Below are 20914 nucleotides of genomic sequence, written 5' to 3'. Positions count from 1 at the left end.
CCTCGGGGCGGGCGGGTGACGGCCCGCCCCTGAGGCCGGACGGTGGGGCCCGCGGCATCGGACCGGCGCGGTCCGGGCGGGCCTCCCGTCGGCGGCGCGTCGCCCGGTCAGGCGGTGAAGCGCGCCACCAGCTCCTTGGCCCGGGCCTCCGCCTGCTCGTGGGCCTTGGCCCGGGAAGCCTCGAACAGCGGCACCAGCTCGGCCATCGCCGGGTTGCTCGCCGCCATCGTCAGCTCCGGCACGATGAACTCCACCTCGAGGCCGAAGCCGCCGTTCAGCACGGCCCCCAGGTAGTTCTGCACGTACTCGAAGGACTCGCGCGGCGTGCCCGGCGCGTAGGAGCCGCCGCGGCTGGCCACCACGACGACCGGCTTGCCCTTCGCCGACGGGTTCTCGCCGGCGGTGCGGCCCATGATGATCGTCTGGTCGAGCCACGCCTTCAGGGTCGACGGGATCGTCCAGTTGTACATGGGCGCGCCTATGACGATGACGTCGGCCCGCTCCAGTTCCTCGGCCAGCTCGTTGCGCAGCGCGAAGGCGGCCTGCTGCTCCGGGGAGTGGGTGGCCGGGTCGGCGAACGCGGAGGAGGCGGCGACGCCGTCGAGGTGCGGCAGCGGGTCGGCGGCCAGGTCGCGGTGGATGACGGTGCCGTCGGGGTGCTGCTCCTCCCAGGTCCTGCGGAACGCGGCGGTCACCGCACGGGACGCGGAGCCGCCCTCGGGGAAGACGGAGGAGTCGATGAGCAGGAGCGTAGCCATGGTGATCGTCCTTCGCTGGGCGGACGGGTGCGACCGACCGCTAGTTGAATTCCGTACGTCACTATTCATAACACGGGAACTTACTTTTCTATAGTAGCCAACGGCAGGGCGGTACCCTGGGTGCATGGCGGACCAGGGCGAGACGATGTGCAGACAGGTCGACGGCCGGATGACACGCGTCTTCGAGCTGTTCGGGAAGCGCTGGACGGGCCTGATCGTGGCCACCCTCATGCCCGGCCCCGTTCACTTCGCCGACCTGCGGCGGGCCATCCCCGGCATCAGCGAGCGGATGCTCTCCGACCGCCTGATGGAACTGGCCGGCACCGGCCTGGTCGTCCGCGAGGTCGCCGCCGGGCCGCCGCTGCGCGTCTCCTACCGGCTCACCGAGGCCGGCCTGGCCATGGAGCCCGCCCTCAAGGAACTGGGCCGCTGGGCCGAGACCTACCTCGCCGACGGCGGGCAGTGCCCGGAGCGCTTCCGGAAGTAGCGCCGCGAACGGCGCCGGGCGGCGGTCGCCGGCCCGGGCGCGTGCGCGCCCGTGGTTCCCGGTGCGTCAACCGGGCTGCTACCGGGCGGTGTTGTAGCGCACCAGATATGAGGCGAAGCGGTCGAGGTCGTCCTCGTTCCAGTCGGCGAGCCGCTCGTGGAACGCCTGGCGGCGGCTGGCGGTCACGTTGCCGAGCACCTGGGCGCCCTCCTCGGTGGGGTGCAGCACCTGGACGCGGTGGTCGTCCGGATCGATGCGCCGCTCGACGAAACCGAGCTTCTCCAGCGCGGCGATCTGCCGGCTGACCGTGGACTTGTCCAGGTGGTAGTGGGCCGCGAGGTCGGTGGCGCGGCATCCCTGCTGGTCGTCGAGGTGCGCGAGCAGGGTGTAGGAGACCAGGGAGAGCTCCGGGTGCATCCGGGCGGCGGCCGCGCGGGCCCGCCGGGCGAACGCGGTCATCTCCTGCTGGATGGTCTCGACGGAGTCGTCGCGATGGGTCACGGAGTTGCCTTTCGGAGAACTAGTTGTATAGTACAACGTGAAATGTGAGTTGTAATTGCCAACTAACGGGGTCGGCCGTCTGCCCATCCACCTCCGGGCGCCGGAACCCCCGCCCCGCTCCTCCTGGCCACAGCTGCACGACGACGACCGGGCCCTCAGGCACCCGGCCCGGACGACTACCGAGAAGGCTTGCCCATGACCGCGGACCGACGACGTCCCGACCACCGAAGCGACCAGCGGAACAACCAGTGGAACGAGCAGCGGAACGACCACCGGAGCGGTCACCGCAGTGAGCACCCGGGCGACCGGCGCACCGTCCGGGCCGGCGACCTGCGCCATGTGGTGACCCACCTGATCACCCCGCTGCTGATGTGCGTCGGCATGGGCCTCGCCTACCTCGGCGCGTTCGCCGACCCGGCGCCGCACCATCTGCCCGTCGCCGTCGTCGGAACGGGCACCCACGCCCAGGTGCTGGCCCAGACGATCAACGACAAGGCCCACGGCGAACTCGAAGCGCGCACCGTCCCCGACCGGGCCACCGCCGTCGGTCAGTTGAAGGACCAGGAGATCTTCGGCGCCTACCTGGCGGGCGGCAACCGGGCCCACGGCGCGAACGCCACCGGCCGGACCACCGCCTCCCCCGGTGGCGGCGACCCGCAGCGCGGCCCCGAACTCCTGGTGGCCACCGCCGGTTCCGACACCAGCGCCACCGTCGTCCAGAAGGTCTTCACCCCGCTCGCCGCCCAACAGGGCGCCCCGCTGAAGGTCACCGACGTCGCCCCGCCCGCCGCGCACGACCCGACCGGACAGGGCGTCTTCTTCCTGCTCGTCGCCCTCAGCATCGGCTCCTACGCCTCCGTCGCCGTCATCGGCGGCGCCGGCGCCGTCCTCCCGATGCGGTTCCGTGCCGCCCTGGCGATCGGCACCTCCTTCGTGGTCAGCATCCTCGGGAGTCTCTTCGCCGGGCCCGTCTTCCACCTCGTCGACCACGGCCTGTGGGGGCTGTGGGGCATGGCCTGGCTGTACTCCGCCGGCATCCTGCTCATCGGCACCGGCCTGCACACCTTCCTCAAGCGCTGGACCACGCTCGGCGTGATGGTGCTGTTCGTGATGCTCAACTTCACCTCCGCCGGCGGCGTCTTCCGCCCCGAGATGCAGAACGGCTTCTTCGCCGCCCTGCACTCCTTCTGGAACGGCGCCGGCTTCGTGGAGGGCACTCGCAGCCACGTCTACTTCGACGGCCACGGCCTCGCCGGACACGTCTGGACCCTCGTCGTGTGGCTGCTCGTCGGACTGCTGACGACCGGTGTGGCGGCGCTGGTCGAGAAGCGGCGGCGGGCGGTCGAGGCCGAAGCGGTGGCCAACGCCGGAGCGGTGGCCGCGGCCGCGGTGGCGGCCACGATGCCGGAGCGCGCCCCGGGCCACGCCCCCGGCCCTCCCGCGGAACGGGCCGGGGCGGAGGAGGAGATGGAGGAGGCCGTGGGCGTCTAGCGGGCGTCCAGGGGGCCTCCGGCGGCGTCGGTCCCAGGCCGCTCCGGACCGGCTCCGAGAGTTGTCCACAGCCCCGCCGGTCGCCGGACGAACATCGGTAACGTCGGTGACCGGCGGGCCGGAAACGGCCGCCGCATCGGACGGACGCGGGGGATGTCACGTGTGCCGGGCACACGCGGGATGCCGCGCGACACCAGGGCGTTGAAGGGGAGGGGGCCGCCATGACGCGCGTGCCGTACGTACCGGGGTTCGCCAGGGCGGACGAGGAGGGGCCGTCGGCCAAGGCCGTGGGGCGGGCGCTGCGGGAGCAACTGCCGCGCGGCGAGCAGGCGGTACTGCGGATCACGGCCGGGCGACCGGACGCGGTGGCGTCGGTCGAGGAGTCCAACGCCGGCCGGTTGCCCGAGCTGACGCCGATAAGGGTCGGGCGGATGGCCGCCGGCCCCTTCGCCTTCCTCCGCGGCTCGGCCGGGCTGATGGCCCACGACCTGGCGGAAGGCCCCGTCACCGGCATCGGGGCCCAGATCTGCGGAGACGCGCATGCCGCGAACTTCGGCGTCTACGCCGACGCCCGCGGCGGGCTGGTCATCGACCTCAACGACTTCGACGAGACCGTCCACGGCCCCTGGGAATGGGACGTCAAACGGCTCGCCACGTCGATGGTCCTCGCCGGCCGGGAAGCCGGCGCGAGCGAGGACGACTGCCGGGCCGCGGCCCAGGACGCCGCCGGCGCCTACCGCCGCACCATGTGGCTGCTGGCCAAGCTCCCGGTGACGGACGCGTGGAACGCCGTCGCCGACGAGGAACTCGTCTCGCACACCGACGCCCGGGACCTGCTGGGCACCCTGGAACGGGTCGAGGCCAAGGCGCGCAGGAACACCAGCGCGCGGTTCGCGGCGAAGTCCACCGAGCGCGGGCCGGACGGCGGCCTGCGGTTCGTCGACGCGCCGCCGGTGCTGCGCCGGGTGCCGGACGCGGAGGCCGCGGCGGTGGCCTCGTCGCTCGCCGCCTATCTGGCGACGCTCCCCGAGGACCGGCTGCCGCTCCTGGCCCGGTACGCGGTGCACGACGTCGCCTTCCGCATAGTCGGGACCGGCAGCGTCGGACTGCGGTCGTATGTGGTGCTGCTGCTGGACCACCGCGGCGAGCCCCTGGTCCTCCAGGTGAAGGAGGCCCGCCGCTCGGCACTGGCGCCCTATGTGACGAAGGCCGGCTTCCCGTCACCCCCGTCGGAACACGAGGGGCGGCGCGTGGTGCTCGGACAACGACGGATGCAGGTGGTCAGCGACCTGCTGCTGGGGTGGACGACGGTGGGGGAGGGCGCGGCGGATGTGACGGCCGCGGCGGGCGGCACAGTGGGCCCGGTGGACGCTGCGAGCGCAGTGGATCCGGCAGACATAGCGGGTGCGGCGGGTGCTGCGGACGGGATACGTGGGAGGCGTGGTGTATCCGGTGTTCCTGGCATAGCAGGGGGTGAACGGCAGAGTGCTGCGGGGGCGCCGGGCGCTGGTCCGGGCGCGGGACTGCCTTTCCAGGTACGGCAGTTCCGGAATCGCAAGGGCAGCGTGGATCCGTCCCGGCTGTCCGGCGAACAGCTCGACGACTACGCCCGGATGACCGGCGCGCTCCTGGCGCGCGCCCACGCCCACAGTGCCGACCCGCGCACAGTGGCCGGCTACTGCGGCAAGGGCGAGTCACTCGACGAGGCGATAGCAGCCTTCGCGGTGGCCTACGCGGAGCGCACGGAAGCGGATCACGCGGACCTGGTCGCGGCGATACGCAACGGCCGCATCGCGGCGGAAAGCGGGGTGTGAGGGGAGGGGCGTTCTACGGGGGTGGGCGCGGGAGGGGGCGGGGGGGTGCCCCTATGGGTTTCGTCAACCCGTGGGGGCTGGTTGGGGTTGGTAGAAGGTGCCGTCGCGGAGCATGGCGAAGAGCACGTCGGCTCGTCGTCTGGCGAGGCAGAGGAGGGCTTGGGTGTGGTGTTTTCCCTGGGCGATCTTCTTGTCGTAGTAGGCCCTGGAGACGGGGTCGGCCAGGGCGGCGAACGCGGAGAGGAAGAAGGCGCGTTTGAGCTGTTTGTTTCCTCTGCGCGATGGCTGTTCGCCGCGGATGGAGGACCCGGAACTGCGGGTTGCCGGGGCGAGGCCGGCGTAGGCGGCGAGGTGGGCGGCGCTGGGGAAGCTGCTGGCGTCGCCGATGTCGATGAGGATGCGTGCTCCGGTCCTGACGCCGATCCCCGGCATGGACGTCAGGACCTTGGAAAGAGGGTGAGCCTCCAGCAGTTCCTCGATCCTTGTGGCGAGGAGTTTGCGCTGGTCAAGTACCGACTGGAGCGAGCTGGCGAGGCTGGGGACGATCAATGCGGCCGCGGCCGTGCCTGGCACGACCACTGTCTGCTCGTCCAGGGCGGTGAAGATGTCATCGACGAGCCGTTCCGCCATCCGTGGTGCCTTTGGGCGGATCAGGTTCACCAGCCGACGCCGTCCGGCCTTGCGGACCTGGGCCGGCGAACCGCACTGGTCGAGCAGCTTGAGCACGGCTGGGTGCTGCATTCGCGGTCCCAGTACCCGTTCCAGCGACGGGTGGATCTGTGTCAGCAGTCCCCGCAGTCTGTTGCTGATGCGGGTGGCTTCGCCGGCCAGGTCGTCGTCGAAACCCACGATCATTTCCAGCTCGGCTACTGCCTCGTCGGCAAGCTCGACGGCCCGCAGAGTGTGCGGCATCGACCGGGCCGCGTCCGCGATGATGAAGGCGTCGCGGGCGTCGGTTTTGGCTTCACCGGGGTAGAGGTCGGCGATCCGCCGCATCGTCAGGCCCGGCAGGTAAGCCACGGGGCAGTCCATGTCGCGGGCCACGGCCAGCGGCAGGGCGCCGATGGAGGCGGGCTGGTCGACGACCACGAGCACGGTGCCGTGCTTGGCTTTCAGCTTGGCGAACACGTCGCGGAGCTTGGGTTCGCTGTTGGGCAGCCGCTTGTCGAAGGCCTTCCTTCCGGCCGGAGTGACGGCGGTGGCGTGGTGTTCGCTCTTGCCGACGTCCAGGCCGAGGAAGGCGCCGATCTCACTGACGTCGATCACGTGCGTCCTCTGGTCGTTCCCGCCCGGCCGTCCCACGGCACCGATCGCCACATCCACATTACGAAGAGCCTCCCGACCTGCGGACAAGCCGGTGGTCATGCCCCTAATCAGCGGTCTGTCGATGCCTCCGGAGCCGGTGACACCACCCCCCAGGCCATACGTTCGACAGGGGGAGAAAGTCATGCCAACTCCGAAGGCCGGGCGCCCCATTGCGGGGCCACCAAGAAGGTAATGGGGAGGGGCCCCAGGGGGCGAACCACGCCGGCCAGCGCCAATCGCGCCTGCTCCCTCCCTCGCCCCCTTTCCGCCTTCTACCCCCACCCCTCCCCCCCCGGGACGCCACCACGCACCCCCTCCCCCAGGGCCGTACGCTGACCGGGTGACGAACTCGCACGCGGAGAACGCGCAGGACGGCCAGGACCGACCGGACGTACCGGGGGCACTCGGCGACCCGGCCGCCCCGCGGGCGGCGGATGCCCGCGGGGCGGTGCCGGACGCGGAGCGGAGCGATCCGGATGCCGCCGCTGCCGGGGCGAGCCCGGAGGGGGCGGGGGACGGCGCGGAACCCCGGGACGAGGGGACCCGGCGGTTGGCGAAGGCGGTGCTGGCGGCCGAGCAGGCTCTGATCGAGTTCGAGATCGCGGTGGAGACCTTCCGGGTGGAGGTGGAGAACTTCTCCCGGCTGCACCACCAGCGGCTCGGCCCCCTGTACGCGCGGCTGGACGAGCTGGATGCGCAGATCGCGGAGGCCGTGGCGGCGCGCACCGGTGACCCCGAGGACATCCGCAAGGCGCGCGAGGCACGTGCGTCGGTGCTGCCGATGCCGCAGGTGGAGGAGCTGTTCCACGGCTGGCTCGGGTCGGAGGGGCTGTTCCCCGAGGCGCACGCGATGCTGACGGACCAGCCCGTCCAGCCGCCGCCGAAGGTCCGGCCGGGCGAGGAGGCCCGCAAGATCTACCGCGATCTGGTGCGCCGGGCGCATCCGGACCTGGCGCGGGACGACGCGGAGCGGGCCAGGCGGGACGGCTTCATCGCGCGGGTCAACGCCGCGTACGGGCGGGGCGACGTGGCGTTGCTGCGGGAGCTGGTGCGGGAGTGGGAGGCCGGTCCGGCGCCCGCCGAGCGGCGGCTGAGCGAGAGCGAGGAGCTCTACGCCCGGCTGGAGTGGCTGGCCGAGCGCAAGGAGCTGCTGTCCTCCGCCGTCGCGGAGCTGGAGGCCAGCGCGATCGGCTCGATGATCAGGATGGCGCCGGACGACCCGGACGCCCTGCTGGACGAGATCGCCGAGAAGCTGCTGGCCGACGTCCGGGAACGCGAGGCGTATCTCATGCAGCTGGTCGGGTAGCGTCGGAAGCATGCAATTTGGTTCTGTGCCCACGGTCGGTGTCGATGCCCTCACGCCCGAGGACTTCCTGCTGGACGTCCGTGAGGACGACGAGTGGGCGGCCGGGCACGCCGAGGGCGCGCTGCACATCCCGATGAGCGAATTCGTCGCCCGTTACGGGGAGTTGACGGAGGCTGCGCCCGAGGGCGGCAGGATCTTCGTGCTGTGCCGGGTCGGCGGGCGGTCGGCCCAGGTGGCGCAGTATCTGGTCGGGCAGGGCCTGGACGCGGTGAACGTCGAGGGCGGTATGCAGGCGTGGGAGGCGGCCGGGCGTCCGGTGTCGGACGGCAACGGCGGCGTGGGGACGATCGTCTAGGGCGTTGCTCCTGGCGGGGCCGCTGGCGGCTTCCCCCCGTTGGCGCTGCCCTGACGGTGCCGCCCCCGCCGCCCCGAGCGGTGCCCGACGGCGGACCTTCGCCGTGCGCGTCCGGTCCGTTGACGCCCGTCGTCGGCTGAGGTGCGGCGATCGGCTGATGCGCTGCGCGGCGATCAGCTGAGGGGGTGCGCGGCGAGGAGTTCGCCGAGTGCCTCCTCGTGGGCGGCGGCCGGGCCGAGGGAGAGTTCGAGCTGTTTGGCCCAGGCGTGGTAGCGGTGCAGCGGGTAGTCGGTGTCGGCGCCGAAGCCGCCGTGCAGGTGCTGGGCGGTCTGGACGATGCGGCGGACGCCCTCGGAGGCCCAGATCTTGGCGACCGCGATGTCCCCGGCGGGCGGTAGCGGTCCCGCCGCTCCGGTGGTGAGGCGCCAGGCCGCCTGCCAGAGGGTGGCTTCCATGGCGCGCAGGTCGATGAAGCGGTCGGCGGTCTGGACGGCGACGGCCTGGAAGGTGGCCAGCGGGTGGCCGAACTGCTCGCGCTTTCCGGTGTAGTCGCTGGTCATGGCCAGGACACGTGCGCCGAGGCCGAGGGCGAGTGCGCAGGTGCCGGTGGTGAGCAGGTCGCGCAGGGTGTCCCAGGCGGCCGGGTCGGTGAGGATGTCCCGGGCGCCGGCACGTACGGAGTCGAGGCGGATCTCGGCGTGGCGCTCGCCGGTGGTGGATATCTGGTCGCCGAGGGTGAGGCCGGTGCGATCGCAGGGGACGAGGGCGAGGACGGTGCGGCCGTCGGGGGTGTGGGCGGGGAGCAGGACGCGGTCGGCGGTGTGGGCCCAGGGAACGGCGGTGTGGGTGCCGTCGAGGGTCCAGGCGGTGCCGTCCTGCCGGGCGGTGACCGCGAGTTCGGCGGGGTCGTGGCCGGTGCGGCCGCCGGTGGCGGCGGTGAGGACGAGGTCGCCGGTGGCGAGTCGGGGCAGGATGTCGGCGCGCAGGTCGGCGGTCGCGTGGTGTCGGAGGGTGTGCGCGGCGGCGTAGGTCTCCAGGAGCGGGACGCGGGCGAGGACCTTGGCGGATTCACGGAGCACGAGGCAGAGGGCGATCGGGTCGAGGCCGGCGCCGCCGTGCTCGGGTGGGACGGGGAGGCCGAGGAGGTCGGCGTCGGCGAGGGTGCGCCACAGGGGGCGGTCGAAGTCGTCGGCGACGGGGCCGTGGGCGAGTGCCGGGCTGGGGACGCCGTCGGGGGCGACATCCGAGAAGACGGCCTGTGCTGCTTCGACGGCTGCCTGTTGTTCCTCGGTGAAGGTGAAGTCCACTGGTCCGTCCTCCCGCGCGCCGTGGCCGGTTCGGCGAGTGATTCCTGACGAGGCGTCAAGTTAGAACATGTTGCAGGAATTGGGAATGGTGCGGACGGCGGCGGGCGGCTCTCACCGGTCGAAGTCGAGCTCGACCTTCTCGGTGGCGGGGTGGGACTGGCAGGCCAGCACGTATCCGGCGTCGACCTCCTCGGATTCCAGGGCGAAGTTGCGGTCCATCCGGATCTCGCCGGAGACGAGGAAGGCGCGGCAGGTGCCGCAGACGCCGCCCTTGCAGGCGTAGGGGGCGTCGGGGCGGTTGCGGAGCACGGCTTCCAGGAGCGACTCGCCGTCGTGGACGGGCCAGGTGCCGGAGCGGCCGTCGAGGGTGGCGGTGACCGTGCTGTGCGCCGGCACGGTGGTGGCGGGCGCGGGGGCCGCGGCGCCGTTGTCGAGGTGGAAGATCTCTTCGTGGATGCGGGTGCGCGGTACGCCGAGGGCGCGCAGGGCCTGTTCGGCGCCCTGGACGAGGCCGTAGGGACCGCACAGGAACCAGCCGTCGACGGCGTCGGTCCGGAGCAGCGCGGGCAGCAGGGTGCGCAGGCGTTCCTGGTCGAGGCGGCCGGAGGGCAGGCCGGTCTGCCGTTCCTCGCGGGAGAGCACGTGCACCAGCTGGAACCGTTCGGGGTGGCGGTCCTTGAGGTCGGCGACCTCCTCCAGGAACATCGCGGAGGCCGTGGTGCGGTCGCTGCGGATCAGGCAGAAGTGGGCGTCGGGTCGGCGGGCGAGCAGGGTGGTGGCGATGGAGAGCACCGGGGTGATGCCGCTGCCGCCGACGATGCCCACGAACCGGCCGGGGCGTGGGGCGAGGGTGAAGCGGCCGGCCGGGGCCATGACGTCGACGGTGTCGCCGACGGCGAGTTCCTTGAGGGCGTAGGTGGAGAAGGCGCCGTCCTCGACCAGGCGGATGCCGACCCGCAGGACGGGGTCGTCGGTGGCGGGGGTGCAGATGGAGTAGGTGCGGCGGATCTCCCGGCCGTCGACCGTTCTGCGCAGTGCGATGTGCTGCCCGGGGATGTGCCGGAAGGTCGCGCGGAGCTCGGGTGGGACCGTGAAGGTGACGGCCACCGCGTCGTCCGTGAGTCGCTCGATCTCCCGCACCTGGAGCGGGTGGAACATCACAACTCCTTGAAGTGGTCGAAGGGTTCGCGGCAGGACTCGCAGCGGCGCAGCGCCTTGCAGGCCGTGGACGAGAACCGGCTGAGCAGGGTGGTGTCGGTCGATCCGCAGTGCGGGCAGCGGATGGTGAGGTCGAGGGGGACCGGTCCTCGGGTCGGCGCGGTGGGTCGGGGCGGGGCGATGCCGAACTCGGCGAGTTTCCGGCGGCCCTCGTCGGTGATCGCGTCGGTCGTCCACGGCGGGTCGAGGACGGTGCGGACCTCGACCTCGGGTATGCCGTGGTCGTGCAGGACGCGTTCTATGTCGGCGGACATCGCCTCGATGGCGGGACAGCCGGTGTAGGTGGGGGTGAGGGAGACCTCGACGCGGTCGGGGGCGGTGAGCCGTACGTCGCGCACCACGCCGAGTTCGGCGAGGGTGAGGACGGGCAGCTCGGGGTCGGGAACGGAGCCGGCGAGCGCCAGCAGCTCCGCTTCGAGGGCGGTGGGGGCGGGGGTCACCATGACGCCCCCGGGTGGCTGCGGTGGAGGTGCTGCATTTCGGCGAGCAGCCGGCCGAAGGATTCGGTGTGGATTCCCCGGCGGCCGCCGCCGGCGCTCCAGGCGCCGTGCCGGGGGCCGGTGGGGACGCTGAGCGTGGCGCGCTCCAGGGTGGCGGTGATGCGGGCGGTCCAGATGTCCTGGAGGGGCTGCCAGGGGACGTCGTCCAGTCCCTCCACGGGGTCGAAGAGTTCGCCGGTGTAGCGCCAGAGGGCGTCCAGGGCGCGCTGCATCCGGGTGTGGCTCTCGTCGGTGCCGTCGCCGAGCCGCAGGGTCCACTGTTCGGCGTGGTCGCGGTGGTAGGCGGTCTCCTTGACGGCCTTGCCGGCGAGCGGTGCCAGCTCGCTGTCGGTGGTGGCGAGGTGGTCGTGGAGCAACTCCTGGTAGGTGGAGAAGTAGAGCTGGCGGGCGATGGTGTGGGCGAAGTCGCCGTTGGGCTGCTCGACGAGCTGGACGTTGCGGAACTGGCGTTCCTCACGGAGATAGGCGAGTTCGTCCTCGTCGCCGGCGAGGGAGAGCAGGATTCTCGCCTGGCCGAGGAGGTCCAGGGCGATGTTGGCGAGGGCGACCTCCTCTTCGAGTACGGGGGCGTTGCCCGCCCATTCGCCGAGGCGGTGGGAGAGGATCAGGGCGTCGTCACCGAGGGGCAGTGCGGGGGTGGCGGTGCGGGGCGTCACAGGTGGTGCACCCCCTCGGGGATCTCGTAGAAGGTGGGGTGGCGGTAGGGCTTGTCGCCGGCCGGTTCAAAGAAGGCGTCCTTCTCGTCCGGGGAGGAGGCGGTGATCTCGGCGGACGGGACCACCCAGATGGAGACGCCTTCGGAGCGGCGGGTGTAGAGGTCGCGGGCGTTGCGCAGGGCCATCTGGGCGTCGGGGGCGTGGAGGCTGCCGGCGTGGGTGTGGGACAGGCCGCGGCGGCCGCGGACGAAGACCTCCCACAGGGGCCAGTCGGTGGGACCGGTGGTGGCCGTGGGGTCCGCGCCGGCCCGGGGCAGCGCCGTTGTGACGGGCGGGGGCGGGACGTTCGCGGGGCGTGGTGCCGTCATCGGGCCGCCTCCTCCTGGTCGGTGCCGCGGTGCGGGCTGCGGGCGGGGTGTTTGGCGGCGTGTGCGGCGGCGGCCTCGCGGACCCAGGCGCCTTCCTCGTGGGCGCGGCGGCGGCGGCCGATCCGTTCGTCGTTGCAGGGGCCGTTGCCCTTGAGGACCTCGCGGAATTCGGTCCAGTCGATGGGGCCGAAGTCCCAGTGGCCCCGTTCGTCGTTCCACCGGAGGTCGGGGTCGGGGAGGGTGAGGCCGAGGGCCTCGGCCTGGGGGACGCAGATGTCCACGAAGCGCTGGCGGAGCTCGTCGTTGGAGTGGCGCTTGATCTTCCAGGCCATGGACTGGGCGGAGTGGGCGGATTCGTCGTCGGGCGGGCCGAACATCATCAGCGAGGGCCACCACCAGCGGTCGACGGCGTCCTGGGCCATGGCGTGCTGGTCCTTCGTGCCGCGGCTGAGGGTGAGCAGGAGCTCGTATCCCTGGCGCTGGTGGAAGGACTCCTCCTTGCAGACGCGGACCATGGCGCGGGCGTAGGGGCCGTAGGAGCAGCGGCAGAGCGGGACTTGGTTGGTGATGGCGGCGCCGTCCACGAGCCAGCCGATGGCGCCGACGTCGGCCCAGGTCAGAGTGGGGTAGTTGAAGATCGAGGAGTATTTCTGGCGGCCGGTGTGGAGCTTGTCGAGGAGCTCGTCGCGGCCGGTGCCGAGGGTTTCGGCGGCACTGTAGAGATACAGGCCGTGTCCGGCTTCGTCCTGCACCTTGGCCATGAGGATCGCCTTGCGGCGCAGGGACGGTGCTCTGGTGATCCAGTTGGCTTCCGGCTGCATGCCGATGATCTCGGAGTGGGCGTGCTGGGCGATCTGGCGCACCAGTGAGGCGCGGTAGTCGTCCGGCATCCAGTCGCGTGGTTCGATCCGCTCGTCCGCGGCGATGGTGGCGTCGAACAGGGCCTCGTGGTCCGTGTTCTCCGGCGCGATCGTCGTCATGTGGTGCCCCCTCCTCCCGACCGACCGATCGTTCGGTTCAATGGTGAGTGGGCGGACCGCGGGTGTCAAGCCTGTGGATAACCGGGGGAAGGTGTGCTGGGGCGGGCCGCGTAGGTACCGTTCCGGAGCGGAGTCAGCCGGTCGAGAACGGGGAACGGGGCGGGAATGCAGTCATACGGGGACGAATCGCGGCCACTGTCCGCGCTGTCGCTGCCCTCGCGGATCGTCATAGGCGTGGCGGCCAGCGGTATCGCGGTCGCCGTCCTGATCCATCTCGCGATGATGTTCCTGCATGTCGCGCCGTCGAACACGCTCAGCAAGCAGCAGGCCGGGCTGATCGGCGACTACGTCTATCCCGAGTACGAGCAGAACTGGAAGCTGTTCGCCCCCAACCCGCTCCAGCAGAACACCGACGTCCAGGTCCGCGCCCAGCTGCGTGCCCAGGACGGCACCACGCGGACCACCGGCTGGACCGACCTGACCGCCCGCGACGGCCGGGCCGTGCTCCACAACCCGCTGCCCAGCCACACCCAGCAGAACCAGCTGCGCCGCGGCTGGGAGCTGCTCTCCAACACCCTCGACGCACAGAACCGCCCGACCGGCGAGCGCGGCGAGAACTTCGCCCGCTACATCCGCCGGATCGTGATGCTCCGGATGTCCGGCGAGTGGACCAGGGGCGGCGACCGGATCGAGCAGATCCAGGTCCGCTCGCAGACCACCCCGGTGCTCCCGCCGCCGTGGAGCGCCGAGAAGATCAGCGACAAGCCCGCCTACCGCGTACTGCCCTGGTGGCAGGTCACCGCGAACGACCTGCCCGAGGGGGCGACCACCCAGTGACGTCACCGACGCCGCAGCAGCCGCACACCGCCCCGCCCGCCCCCGGGACCCCGGAGGCCCCCACGGCGGCCCCCGGGGGCACCCCCGTCACCTACCGGGAGACCCGCCTCGAACGGGCCGTGGGCCGCGGCTTCGGCTGGGTCACCGCCCGGGCGCGGGCCCCGTACCAGACCGCCGTCATCCGGATCGGCTTCGCCGGCACCTGGCTGCTGTTCCTGCTGCGGGAATGGCCCCACCGGGAGCAGCTCTACGGACCCGGCGGCCCCTGGGACTTCGGCATGGCGCGCCGGCTGCTCGAGGGCAACCAGGGCTTCTCCGTCCTGGTCTGGTCCGACAGCGGCGGCTGGTTCGAGTGCGTCTACCTCCTCGCCGTCGTGGCCAGCGCGTTGCTGATGCTGGGCTGGCGCACCCGCACCATGTCGGTGCTGTTCATGATCGGCGTGCTGTCGCTGCAGAACCGCAGCGTCTTCATCGGGGACGGCGGCGACAACGTCATCCATCTGATGTCGATGTACCTCGTGCTGACCCGGTGCGGCCAGGTGTGGTCGCTGGACGCCCGCCGCGCCCGGCGGACGGCGGCCGCCGCCGGCACCGGGGGAGACGCCGCTGTCGCGCCCCGCGACCTGACCGGCACCGTCCTGTGGGCGGTGCTCGGCCTCGCCCTCGCCGTGGCCCAGCTGGCCGGCGCCCCCGGGCTCACGTGGTTCGGGCACGGACCGTTCCCGCACTTCGGCTGGAGCCTGGCCCTGTGGGGGCTGTGGGCGGCGCACGGCCTGTGGTGGGCGGCGCGGCGGTACGCCCCCGGGGAGCCCCGCATCGTCCTGGACACCCTCGCCAAGCTGGCGCACAACGGCGTCCTGCTGGTGATCATGGTCGAGGTCTGCCTCGTCTACGCCACCGCCGGCTGGTACAAGATCCAGGGCTCGCGCTGGCAGGACGGCACCGCCGTCTACTACCCGATGCACCTGGACTACTTCTCCCCCTGGCCGGGACTCTCCCAGCTGCTCGGCAGCAACGGCCTGATGGTCATGCTGATCACCTACGGGACGGTGATCGTCCAGGTCGCCTTCCCGTTCACCCTCTTCAACCGGCGCCTGAAGAACGTGCTGCTGGTCGCCATGATCTGCGAGCACCTCTCGATCGCGGTCCTGCTGGGGCTGCCGTTCTTCTCCCTGGCGATGATCACCGCCGATGCCGTCTTCCTGCCGACGACCTTCCTGACCGGGCTCGGCGGCCGGCTCTCCCGCCTGCGCCGCCGGCTGCTCCCGGGCCACGGCGGCCCCGGCGACGGCACGGTCCCCGGCGGTGGTGCGCCGCCGGCCGTTGCCCGCTCCGGCGGCGATGGCCATACGCTCATGGGGTGAGCAGCGAAACCACCGCCCCCGCCGAGCCCCTCCAGTACGACGAGGGATACGGGCCGACGATCGGCGTCGGCCCGCACCCGCAGCCCTGGCCGCAGGACGGTCGCTACGACCCCGAGCTGCTCGCCCACGGCGACCGCCGCAACGTCGTCGACCGCTACCGCTACTGGACCCGCGAGGCGATCGTCGCCGACCTCGACACCCGCCGCCACGACTTCCATGTGGCCGTCGAGAACTGGAGCCACGACTTCAACATCGGTTCGGTCGTCCGGACCGCCAACGCCTTCCTGGCCAAGGAGATCCACATCGTCGGGCAGCGCCGCTGGAACCGCCGCGGCGCGATGGTCACCGACCGCTACCAGCACGTCCGCCACCACCCGGACACCGCGGAACTGACCGCCTGGGCCGCCGCCGAGGAGCTGCCGATCATCGGGATCGACAACCTCCCCGGCTCCGTGCCGCTGGAGACCACGGTGCTGCCGCGCCGCTGCGTCCTGCTCTTCGGCCAGGAGGGGCCGGGGCTGACCGAGGAGGCCCGCGCGCACGCCTCGACGGTCTGCTCGATCGCGCAGTTCGGCTCGACGCGCTCCATCAACGCCGGGGCCGCCGCGGCTATCGCCATGCACGCCTGGATCGGTCGCCACGCGCAGATCCCGGACGCCTGACGCGGTCGTCCGGCGCGGACCCGTGACGTCGACGTCGGACCCGGGTGCCCGACCCGGCCGCCGCCCGGCCCACGAGGCCGGGGCCCGGGTGGCGCCCCGGGCCCCGGGAGCTCACGGCTCCCGCCGTACCTCCACCGTCCGGAACCTGTTGGCCACGAACGCGCCGTCGCACAGCGCCGCGTTGGCCGCCGGATTGCCGCCCGAGCCGTGGAAGTCGGAGAACGCCGCCGTCTGGTTCACATACACCCCGCCGGTCAGATTCAGCGACAGCTGGGCGCACTCCTCCAGACAGGCGTCCTCCACCAGCCGCTCCACCTCGGTCGAGGTGGTGTAGGCGCCGACCGTCATGGCGCCCTTCTCCCGGATCGTGCGGCGCAGCAGCGCCACCGCGTCGGCCGCCGAGTCGACCGCCACCGCGAAGGAGACCGGGCCGAAGCACTCCGAGAGATACGCCGCCTCGGACTCCGGCTTGGCGCCGTCCAGCTTGACGATCAGTGGCGTGCGGACCGTGGCCCCGGGGAACTCCGGGTTCACCACCTCACGGGAGGCCAGCGCCACCTCGCCGAGCCCGGTCGCCTCGTCGATCCGCTCCTTGACCTGCGGATTGACGATCGCGCCGAGCAGTGCGTTGGCCCGCGCGTCATCGCCCAGCAGGCCGCTGACCGCGCCCGCCAGATCGCCGACGACCTCGTCGTACGACTTCGGGCCGGCGTCGGTGTCGATGCCGTCCCGCGGGATCAGCAGATTCTGCGGCGTGGTGCACATCTGGCCGCTGTAGAGCGACAGCGAGAAGGCGAGGTTGGCGAGCATGCCCTTGTAGTCGTCGGTGGACTCGACGAGCACGCTGTTGACACCGGCCTTCTCGGTGTACACCTGGGCCTGGCGGGCGTTCGCCTCCAGCCAGTCGCCGAAGGCGGTCGAGCCGGTGTAGTCGATGATCCGGATCTCGGGCCGCACCGCCAGCGTCTTGGCCAGGCCCTCGCCCGGCCTGTCCACCGCCAGGCACACCAGGTCGGCGGGGAAACCGGCCTCGGCGAGCACCTCCCGGGCCACCTTGACCGTCAGGGCCAGCGGCAGCACCGCGCGCGGATGCGGCTTGACCAGCACCGGATTGCCGGTCGCGAGCGAGGCGAACAGGCCCGGATAGCCGTTCCACGTCGGGAAGGTGTTGCAGCCGATCACCAGGGCGACGCCGCGCGGCACGGCCGTGAACGTCTTGGTGAGCTCCAGCGGGTCCCGCTTGCCCTGCGGCTTGGTCCACGATGCCGTCCCGGGGGTGCGGGTCTGCTCCTCGTAGGCGTACGCCACCGCCTCCAGGCCGCGGTCCTGGGCGTGCGGCCCGCCCGCCTGGAACGCCATCATGAACGCCTGGCCACTGGTGTGCATCACGGCCTGCGCGAACTCGTGGGTGCGCGCGCTGATCCGGGCCAGGATCTCCAGGCACACCGCGGCACGCGCCTCCGGCCCGGCGCCCCGCCACTCGGGGAGCGTGGCCCGCATGGCCGGCAGCAGCACCGAGACGTCCGGATGCGGATAGGCGATGCCCAACTCCGGCCCGTAGGGCGAGACTTCCTCGCCCGTCCAGTCGTCGGTGCCGGGCTGGTCGAGCGCGAAGCGGTTGCCGCGCAGTGCCTCGAACGCGGCCAGGCCGTCCTGTGCGGCGTTCTCGCCGTACGCCTTGGGGTGCTCGGGGTGCGGGGACCAGTACGCCCGGGTGCGGATGGCTTCCAGCGCCTTGTCGAGGGTCGGGCGGTGCTTCTCGATCAACTGCGCTGCGGTCATTTCGGCGGCCATCGATGACCAACTCCTCGTCGACTGCGCGGAAAGCGGAAAGCGGAAAGCGGAAAGCGGAAAGCGGAAAGCGGAAAGCGGATAGGGACTGGGAGTGATGCGGCAACGGAGTTAGAGTAACCGAACGATCGGTCGGGGCAAGAGGGCCCGGTCAAGCTGTGGAAAACTCGGTCGGGGAGGATCAGCTGCGATGACGGCAATCGGGACCGACACCACCGTGGCGGTGGTGGGCACCGGCACCATGGGGCAGGGAATCGCGCAGGTGGCGCTGGTCGCCGGCCACCCCGTCCGGCTCTACGACAGCGCCCCCGGCCGCGCCGCGCAGGCCGCCGAGGCCATCGTCCGGCGGCTGGACCGGCTCGTCGAGAAAGGCCGGATCCCGACCGCCGAACGGGACGCCGCCCGGGCCCGCCTCTCCCCCGCCGACACGCTCGCCGAACTCTCCGGTGCCGCGCTGGTCGTCGAGGCCATCCTGGAACAACTCCCCGCCAAACAGGAGCTGTTCCGCTCCCTGGAGGACATCGTCCCGGCGGACTGCCTCCTGGCCACCAACACCTCCTCCCTCTCCGTCACCGCGGTCGCTGGCGGACTCCGGCACCCCGGTCGCTGTGTCGGCATGCACTTCTTCAACCCCGCGCCGCTGCTCCCCCTGGTCGAGATCGTCAGCGGCTTCGCGACCGACGGGACGGCCGCGGCCACCGCCTACGACACCGCCGCGGCCTGGGGCAAGGCCCCCGTGCGCTGTGCCGACACCCCCGGCTTCATCGTCAACCGCATCGCCCGCCCCTTCTATGCCGAGGCCCTGCGCCTCCACGAGGAGCGGGCCGCCGACCCCGCCACCATCGACGCCGTCCTGCGCGAGGGCAGCGGCTTCCGGATGGGCCCGTTCGAACTCACCGACCTCATCGGGCAGGACGTGAACGAGGCGGTCACCCACTCGGTGTGGACGGCCTTCTTCCAGGACCCGAAGTTCACGCCCTCCCTGGCACAGCGCCGCCTGGTGGAGGCCGGCCTGCACGGCCGCAAGACGGGACGCGGCTGGTTCGACCACACCGAGGGCGCCCCCCGCCCGGAACCGGCGACCGCCGCCCCCGCCCCCGGCCCGGCCTCGGTCACCCTGCACGGCGAACTGCCCCGCCCCGCCGCCGCACTGCCCGAGCTGATCGAGAACGCCGGCATCGAGGTCACCCGCGACGGCGCACCGGGGGAGTCCGAGGGCTTCGTCCGGCTTCCCGGCGGCGCCGCTCTCGCCCTCACCGACGGCCGTCCGGCCACGGGCCGGGACCGCGGCCCCACCCTCCGCTTCGACCTCTCGCTCGACTACCGGGCCGCGACCCGGATCGCCCTCGCCCCCTCGGCGACGGCCTCCGAGGCGGATGTCGCCGAGGCCGTCGGCCTCTTCCAGGCGCTCGGCAAACAGGTCAGCGTGATCGACGACGTCCCCGGCATGATCGTCGCCCGCACGGTCGCCATGATCGTCGACTTCGCGGTGGACGCCGCGGCCCGGGGCGTCGCCACCCCCGAGGACATCGACACCGCCATGCGGCTCGGCGTGAACTACCCCGGCGGCCCGATGGAGTGGGCCGACCGGCTCGGCGCTCCCTGGGTGCGGACGCTGCTGGACTCCCTGCACCACCAGAATGCCGGGGGACGCTACGTACCGTCCCGGGCGCTGCGGCGCCGTGCGGACCTCGAGGAATGGGTGCTCTAATCATGACCATGGCCAAGCGCGACGCCTACACGCCCGATTCGCTGCTCGCCGTCTCCGTCGAGGTGTTCATCGAGCGCGGCTACGACGGCACGTCCATGGAGCACCTCTCCAAGGCCGCCGGCATCTCGAAGTCGTCGATCTACCACCACGTGCGCAGCAAGGAAGAGCTGCTCCGCCGCGCGATAAGCCGCGCCCTGGACGGGCTCTTCGGCGTGCTGGAGGAACGGGGCGCCCAGGAGGGGCGGGCGATCGAGCGGCTGGAACACGTCACCCGGCGCGAGGCCGAGGTCCTGATGGACGAACTTCCCTATGTGACGCTGCTGTTGCGGGTGCGCGGGAACACCGACACCGAGCGGTGGGCCATGGAGCGCCGCCGCGAGTTCGACCACCGGGTCGCCGAGCTGCTGAAGGAGGCCGCCGCCGACGGCGACCTCCGGGACGACATGGACGTCCGGCTGGCCACCCGCCTGCTCTTCGGCATGATCAACTCGATCGTTGAGTGGTACCGGCCGGGGCGCGGGGGCGCGGCGAGCCGCGAGGAGGTCGCGGAGGCCGTGGTGCGGACGGCGTTCGACGGCCTGCGCAGGGTCTGACGGGGATCCGAACGAGGGCCTGAACGGTGCCGCGGGTACCGGACCGGGGTTGCCGGTACCGGCCCGCGGGGGCCTGGACACCGGCCGGGCCGCACGGGTACCGGCCCCGGATGCCGCGGACACTGCTTCTGCCCGCCCCGGACCCGCCGCGCCGCTCCCGCGTCCCCTGCGTGTGCCTTCCGTCGCTTCCGTCCCTCAGTCCCCGCCCCCCTCTTCCTCGGGTCCCAGGTCCGTCTCCTCGAAGACCAGCAGGGTGCGGGTGCTCAGCACCTCCGGTATGGACTGGATCCGGGTCAGGACCAGCTCCCGCAGCTCGCGGTTGTCCTTGGTGTGCACCAGTAGCAGCACGTCGAAGTCCCCGCTGACCAGGGCGATGTGGGCGGTTCCGGGCAGCGCGGTGAGCTGCTTGCGCACGGTCCGCCAGGAGTTCTGCACGATCTTCAACGTGACATAGGCGGACGCGCCCTGACCTGCCCTCTCCTGGTCGATGAGGGCACTGAAACCGCGGATGACGCCGTCGTCGATCAGCCGGTTGATCCGTGCGTAGGCGTTGGCGCGGGAGACATGCACCTGCTCGGCGACGGAGCGTATCGAGGCCCGGCCGTCGGTCCGCAGCAGGCGCAGGATGGCACGGTCGATGGCGTCCAGGGGCCGGGCGGCCGGCGGGGACGGGGCGGGCGCCGCCGGCGGCTGTCCGCCCGGATTGGCCATCTGTTCCTCCGGCATGTGCTCCCGCCTCCCCTTTGTGGACTCCCTGCCCTCATCACAAGCTGCGGCGAACCGTTTGTCCACAGGCTGAACCCGCCTGTAGCCAAAATGCATCAGCGACCGAACAATCGGTAGGGAAGGGCTCACCCGCCCCGAACGACGCGTCCTGCCCGTCCTCCCGGCGACCGCCGGGTGGCGGCAC

The 20914-nt window shown here is 72.0% G+C and carries 21 protein-coding genes; 10 read left to right on the top strand and 11 right to left on the bottom strand.

The window, feature by feature from the left end; all coding sequences use genetic code 11:
• Positions 1-107: 107 nt before the first annotated feature.
• On the bottom strand, positions 108-758 hold the full coding sequence (locus K2224_RS06320) for an FMN-dependent NADH-azoreductase (protein WP_221905647.1): 651 nt from the start codon (positions 756-758) through the stop codon (positions 108-110).
• Between the two features lie 124 nt (positions 759-882).
• Between K2224_RS06320 and K2224_RS06315 the strand changes: the two genes are divergently transcribed.
• Positions 883-1245, top strand: a complete 363-nt coding sequence (locus tag K2224_RS06315) for a helix-turn-helix domain-containing protein (RefSeq protein ID WP_221905646.1) — start codon at positions 883-885, stop codon at positions 1243-1245.
• Positions 1246-1323: 78 nt separating this feature from the next.
• On the opposite strand, the gene K2224_RS06310 is transcribed toward K2224_RS06315, so the two are convergent.
• Positions 1324-1746: a MarR family winged helix-turn-helix transcriptional regulator gene (locus tag K2224_RS06310; protein ID WP_221905645.1), complete on the bottom strand. Its 423-nt coding sequence runs from the start codon at positions 1744-1746 to the stop codon at positions 1324-1326.
• A 195-nt stretch (positions 1747-1941) separates the two neighbouring features.
• Between K2224_RS06310 and K2224_RS06305 the strand changes: the two genes are divergently transcribed.
• Together K2224_RS06305 and K2224_RS06300 are read left to right on the top strand one after the other, a co-directional pair.
• A complete protein-coding gene (locus tag K2224_RS06305; RefSeq protein ID WP_260692351.1) occupies positions 1942-3237 on the top strand; it encodes an ABC transporter permease in 1296 nt (431 codons plus the stop codon).
• Positions 3238-3458: 221 nt separating this feature from the next.
• Positions 3459-5051, top strand: coding sequence for a DUF2252 domain-containing protein (locus tag K2224_RS06300; RefSeq protein WP_221905644.1), 1593 nt, complete (start codon positions 3459-3461; stop codon positions 5049-5051).
• Between the two features lie 63 nt (positions 5052-5114).
• On the opposite strand, the gene K2224_RS06295 is transcribed toward K2224_RS06300, so the two are convergent.
• Positions 5115-6317, bottom strand: coding sequence for an IS110 family transposase (locus K2224_RS06295; RefSeq protein WP_221909414.1), 1203 nt, complete (start codon positions 6315-6317; stop codon positions 5115-5117).
• Positions 6318-6696: 379 nt separating this feature from the next.
• Between K2224_RS06295 and K2224_RS06290 the strand changes: the two genes are divergently transcribed.
• Together K2224_RS06290 and K2224_RS06285 are read left to right on the top strand one after the other, a co-directional pair.
• Positions 6697-7662 carry a hypothetical protein gene (locus K2224_RS06290; protein ID WP_221905643.1) on the top strand — a complete coding sequence of 322 codons (966 nt, stop codon included), beginning with the start codon at positions 6697-6699 and terminating at the stop codon, positions 7660-7662.
• 10 nt (positions 7663-7672) lie between these two features.
• The gene (locus K2224_RS06285; protein WP_221905642.1) at positions 7673-8017 is read left to right on the top strand and encodes a rhodanese-like domain-containing protein; all 345 of its coding nucleotides are present in this window, start codon (positions 7673-7675) and stop codon (positions 8015-8017) included.
• Positions 8018-8190: 173 nt separating this feature from the next.
• Here the strand turns inward: K2224_RS06285 and K2224_RS06280 are convergent, their stop codons facing one another.
• The 6 genes from K2224_RS06280 to paaA all read right to left on the bottom strand — a co-directional run bounded on the left by K2224_RS06280 (position 8191) and on the right by paaA (position 13046).
• A complete protein-coding gene (locus K2224_RS06280; protein WP_221905641.1) occupies positions 8191-9324 on the bottom strand; it encodes an acyl-CoA dehydrogenase family protein in 1134 nt (377 codons plus the stop codon).
• A gap of 111 nt (positions 9325-9435) precedes the next feature.
• On the bottom strand, positions 9436-10482 hold the full coding sequence (gene paaE, locus K2224_RS06275) for a 1,2-phenylacetyl-CoA epoxidase subunit PaaE (RefSeq protein ID WP_221905640.1): 1047 nt from the start codon (positions 10480-10482) through the stop codon (positions 9436-9438).
• Positions 10482-10985, bottom strand: coding sequence for a 1,2-phenylacetyl-CoA epoxidase subunit PaaD (paaD, locus tag K2224_RS06270; RefSeq protein WP_221905639.1), 504 nt, complete (start codon positions 10983-10985; stop codon positions 10482-10484). The genes paaE and paaD overlap by 1 nt, the downstream gene beginning before the upstream one ends.
• The gene (paaC, locus tag K2224_RS06265; protein ID WP_221905638.1) at positions 10979-11698 is read right to left on the bottom strand and encodes a 1,2-phenylacetyl-CoA epoxidase subunit PaaC; all 720 of its coding nucleotides are present in this window, start codon (positions 11696-11698) and stop codon (positions 10979-10981) included. The genes paaD and paaC overlap by 7 nt, the downstream gene beginning before the upstream one ends.
• Positions 11695-12015: a 1,2-phenylacetyl-CoA epoxidase subunit PaaB gene (paaB, locus tag K2224_RS06260; RefSeq protein ID WP_221909462.1), complete on the bottom strand. Its 321-nt coding sequence runs from the start codon at positions 12013-12015 to the stop codon at positions 11695-11697. Before paaB ends, paaC begins: the two co-directional genes overlap by 4 nt.
• 47 nt (positions 12016-12062) lie before the next feature.
• Positions 12063-13046: a 1,2-phenylacetyl-CoA epoxidase subunit PaaA gene (paaA, locus tag K2224_RS06255; protein ID WP_221905637.1), complete on the bottom strand. Its 984-nt coding sequence runs from the start codon at positions 13044-13046 to the stop codon at positions 12063-12065.
• Positions 13047-13211: 165 nt separating this feature from the next.
• Here paaA and K2224_RS06250 point away from each other — a divergent pair, with 165 nt between their 5' ends.
• Genes K2224_RS06250 through K2224_RS06240 form a run of 3 tightly spaced genes read left to right on the top strand, consistent with a single transcriptional unit; the run spans position 13212 to position 15909 of the window.
• Positions 13212-13883, top strand: coding sequence for a DUF5819 family protein (locus K2224_RS06250; protein WP_221905636.1), 672 nt, complete (start codon positions 13212-13214; stop codon positions 13881-13883).
• Complete coding sequence (locus K2224_RS06245; RefSeq protein ID WP_221905635.1) at positions 13880-15247, top strand: HTTM domain-containing protein; 1368 nt, start codon at positions 13880-13882, stop codon at positions 15245-15247. The genes K2224_RS06250 and K2224_RS06245 overlap by 4 nt, the downstream gene beginning before the upstream one ends.
• Positions 15244-15909 carry a TrmH family RNA methyltransferase gene (locus tag K2224_RS06240; RefSeq protein WP_221905634.1) on the top strand — a complete coding sequence of 222 codons (666 nt, stop codon included), beginning with the start codon at positions 15244-15246 and terminating at the stop codon, positions 15907-15909. The genes K2224_RS06245 and K2224_RS06240 overlap by 4 nt, the downstream gene beginning before the upstream one ends.
• Before the next feature lie 111 nt (positions 15910-16020).
• Here K2224_RS06240 and paaN read toward each other — a convergent pair whose 3' ends face one another.
• Positions 16021-17703, bottom strand: a complete 1683-nt coding sequence (paaN, locus tag K2224_RS06235) for a phenylacetic acid degradation protein PaaN (RefSeq protein ID WP_221905633.1) — start codon at positions 17701-17703, stop codon at positions 16021-16023.
• Between the two features lie 187 nt (positions 17704-17890).
• Here paaN and K2224_RS06230 point away from each other — a divergent pair, with 187 nt between their 5' ends.
• Both K2224_RS06230 and K2224_RS06225 read left to right on the top strand, forming a co-directional pair.
• A complete protein-coding gene (locus K2224_RS06230) occupies positions 17891-19411 on the top strand; it encodes a 3-hydroxyacyl-CoA dehydrogenase (protein WP_221905632.1) in 1521 nt (506 codons plus the stop codon).
• 2 nt (positions 19412-19413) lie between these two features.
• Positions 19414-20004, top strand: coding sequence for a TetR/AcrR family transcriptional regulator (locus K2224_RS06225; protein ID WP_221905631.1), 591 nt, complete (start codon positions 19414-19416; stop codon positions 20002-20004).
• A 195-nt stretch (positions 20005-20199) separates the two neighbouring features.
• Here the strand turns inward: K2224_RS06225 and K2224_RS06220 are convergent, their stop codons facing one another.
• The gene (locus tag K2224_RS06220; RefSeq protein ID WP_221905630.1) at positions 20200-20730 is read right to left on the bottom strand and encodes an Lrp/AsnC family transcriptional regulator; all 531 of its coding nucleotides are present in this window, start codon (positions 20728-20730) and stop codon (positions 20200-20202) included.
• Positions 20731-20914 lie beyond the last annotated feature (184 nt).

It is taken from the genome of Streptomyces sp. BHT-5-2 (genome assembly GCF_019774615.1).
Classification (GTDB): domain Bacteria; phylum Actinomycetota; class Actinomycetes; order Streptomycetales; family Streptomycetaceae; genus Streptomyces.
Note: the sequence above shows the minus strand (reverse complement) of the source record. Positions and strands in the feature narration are given on the sequence as shown.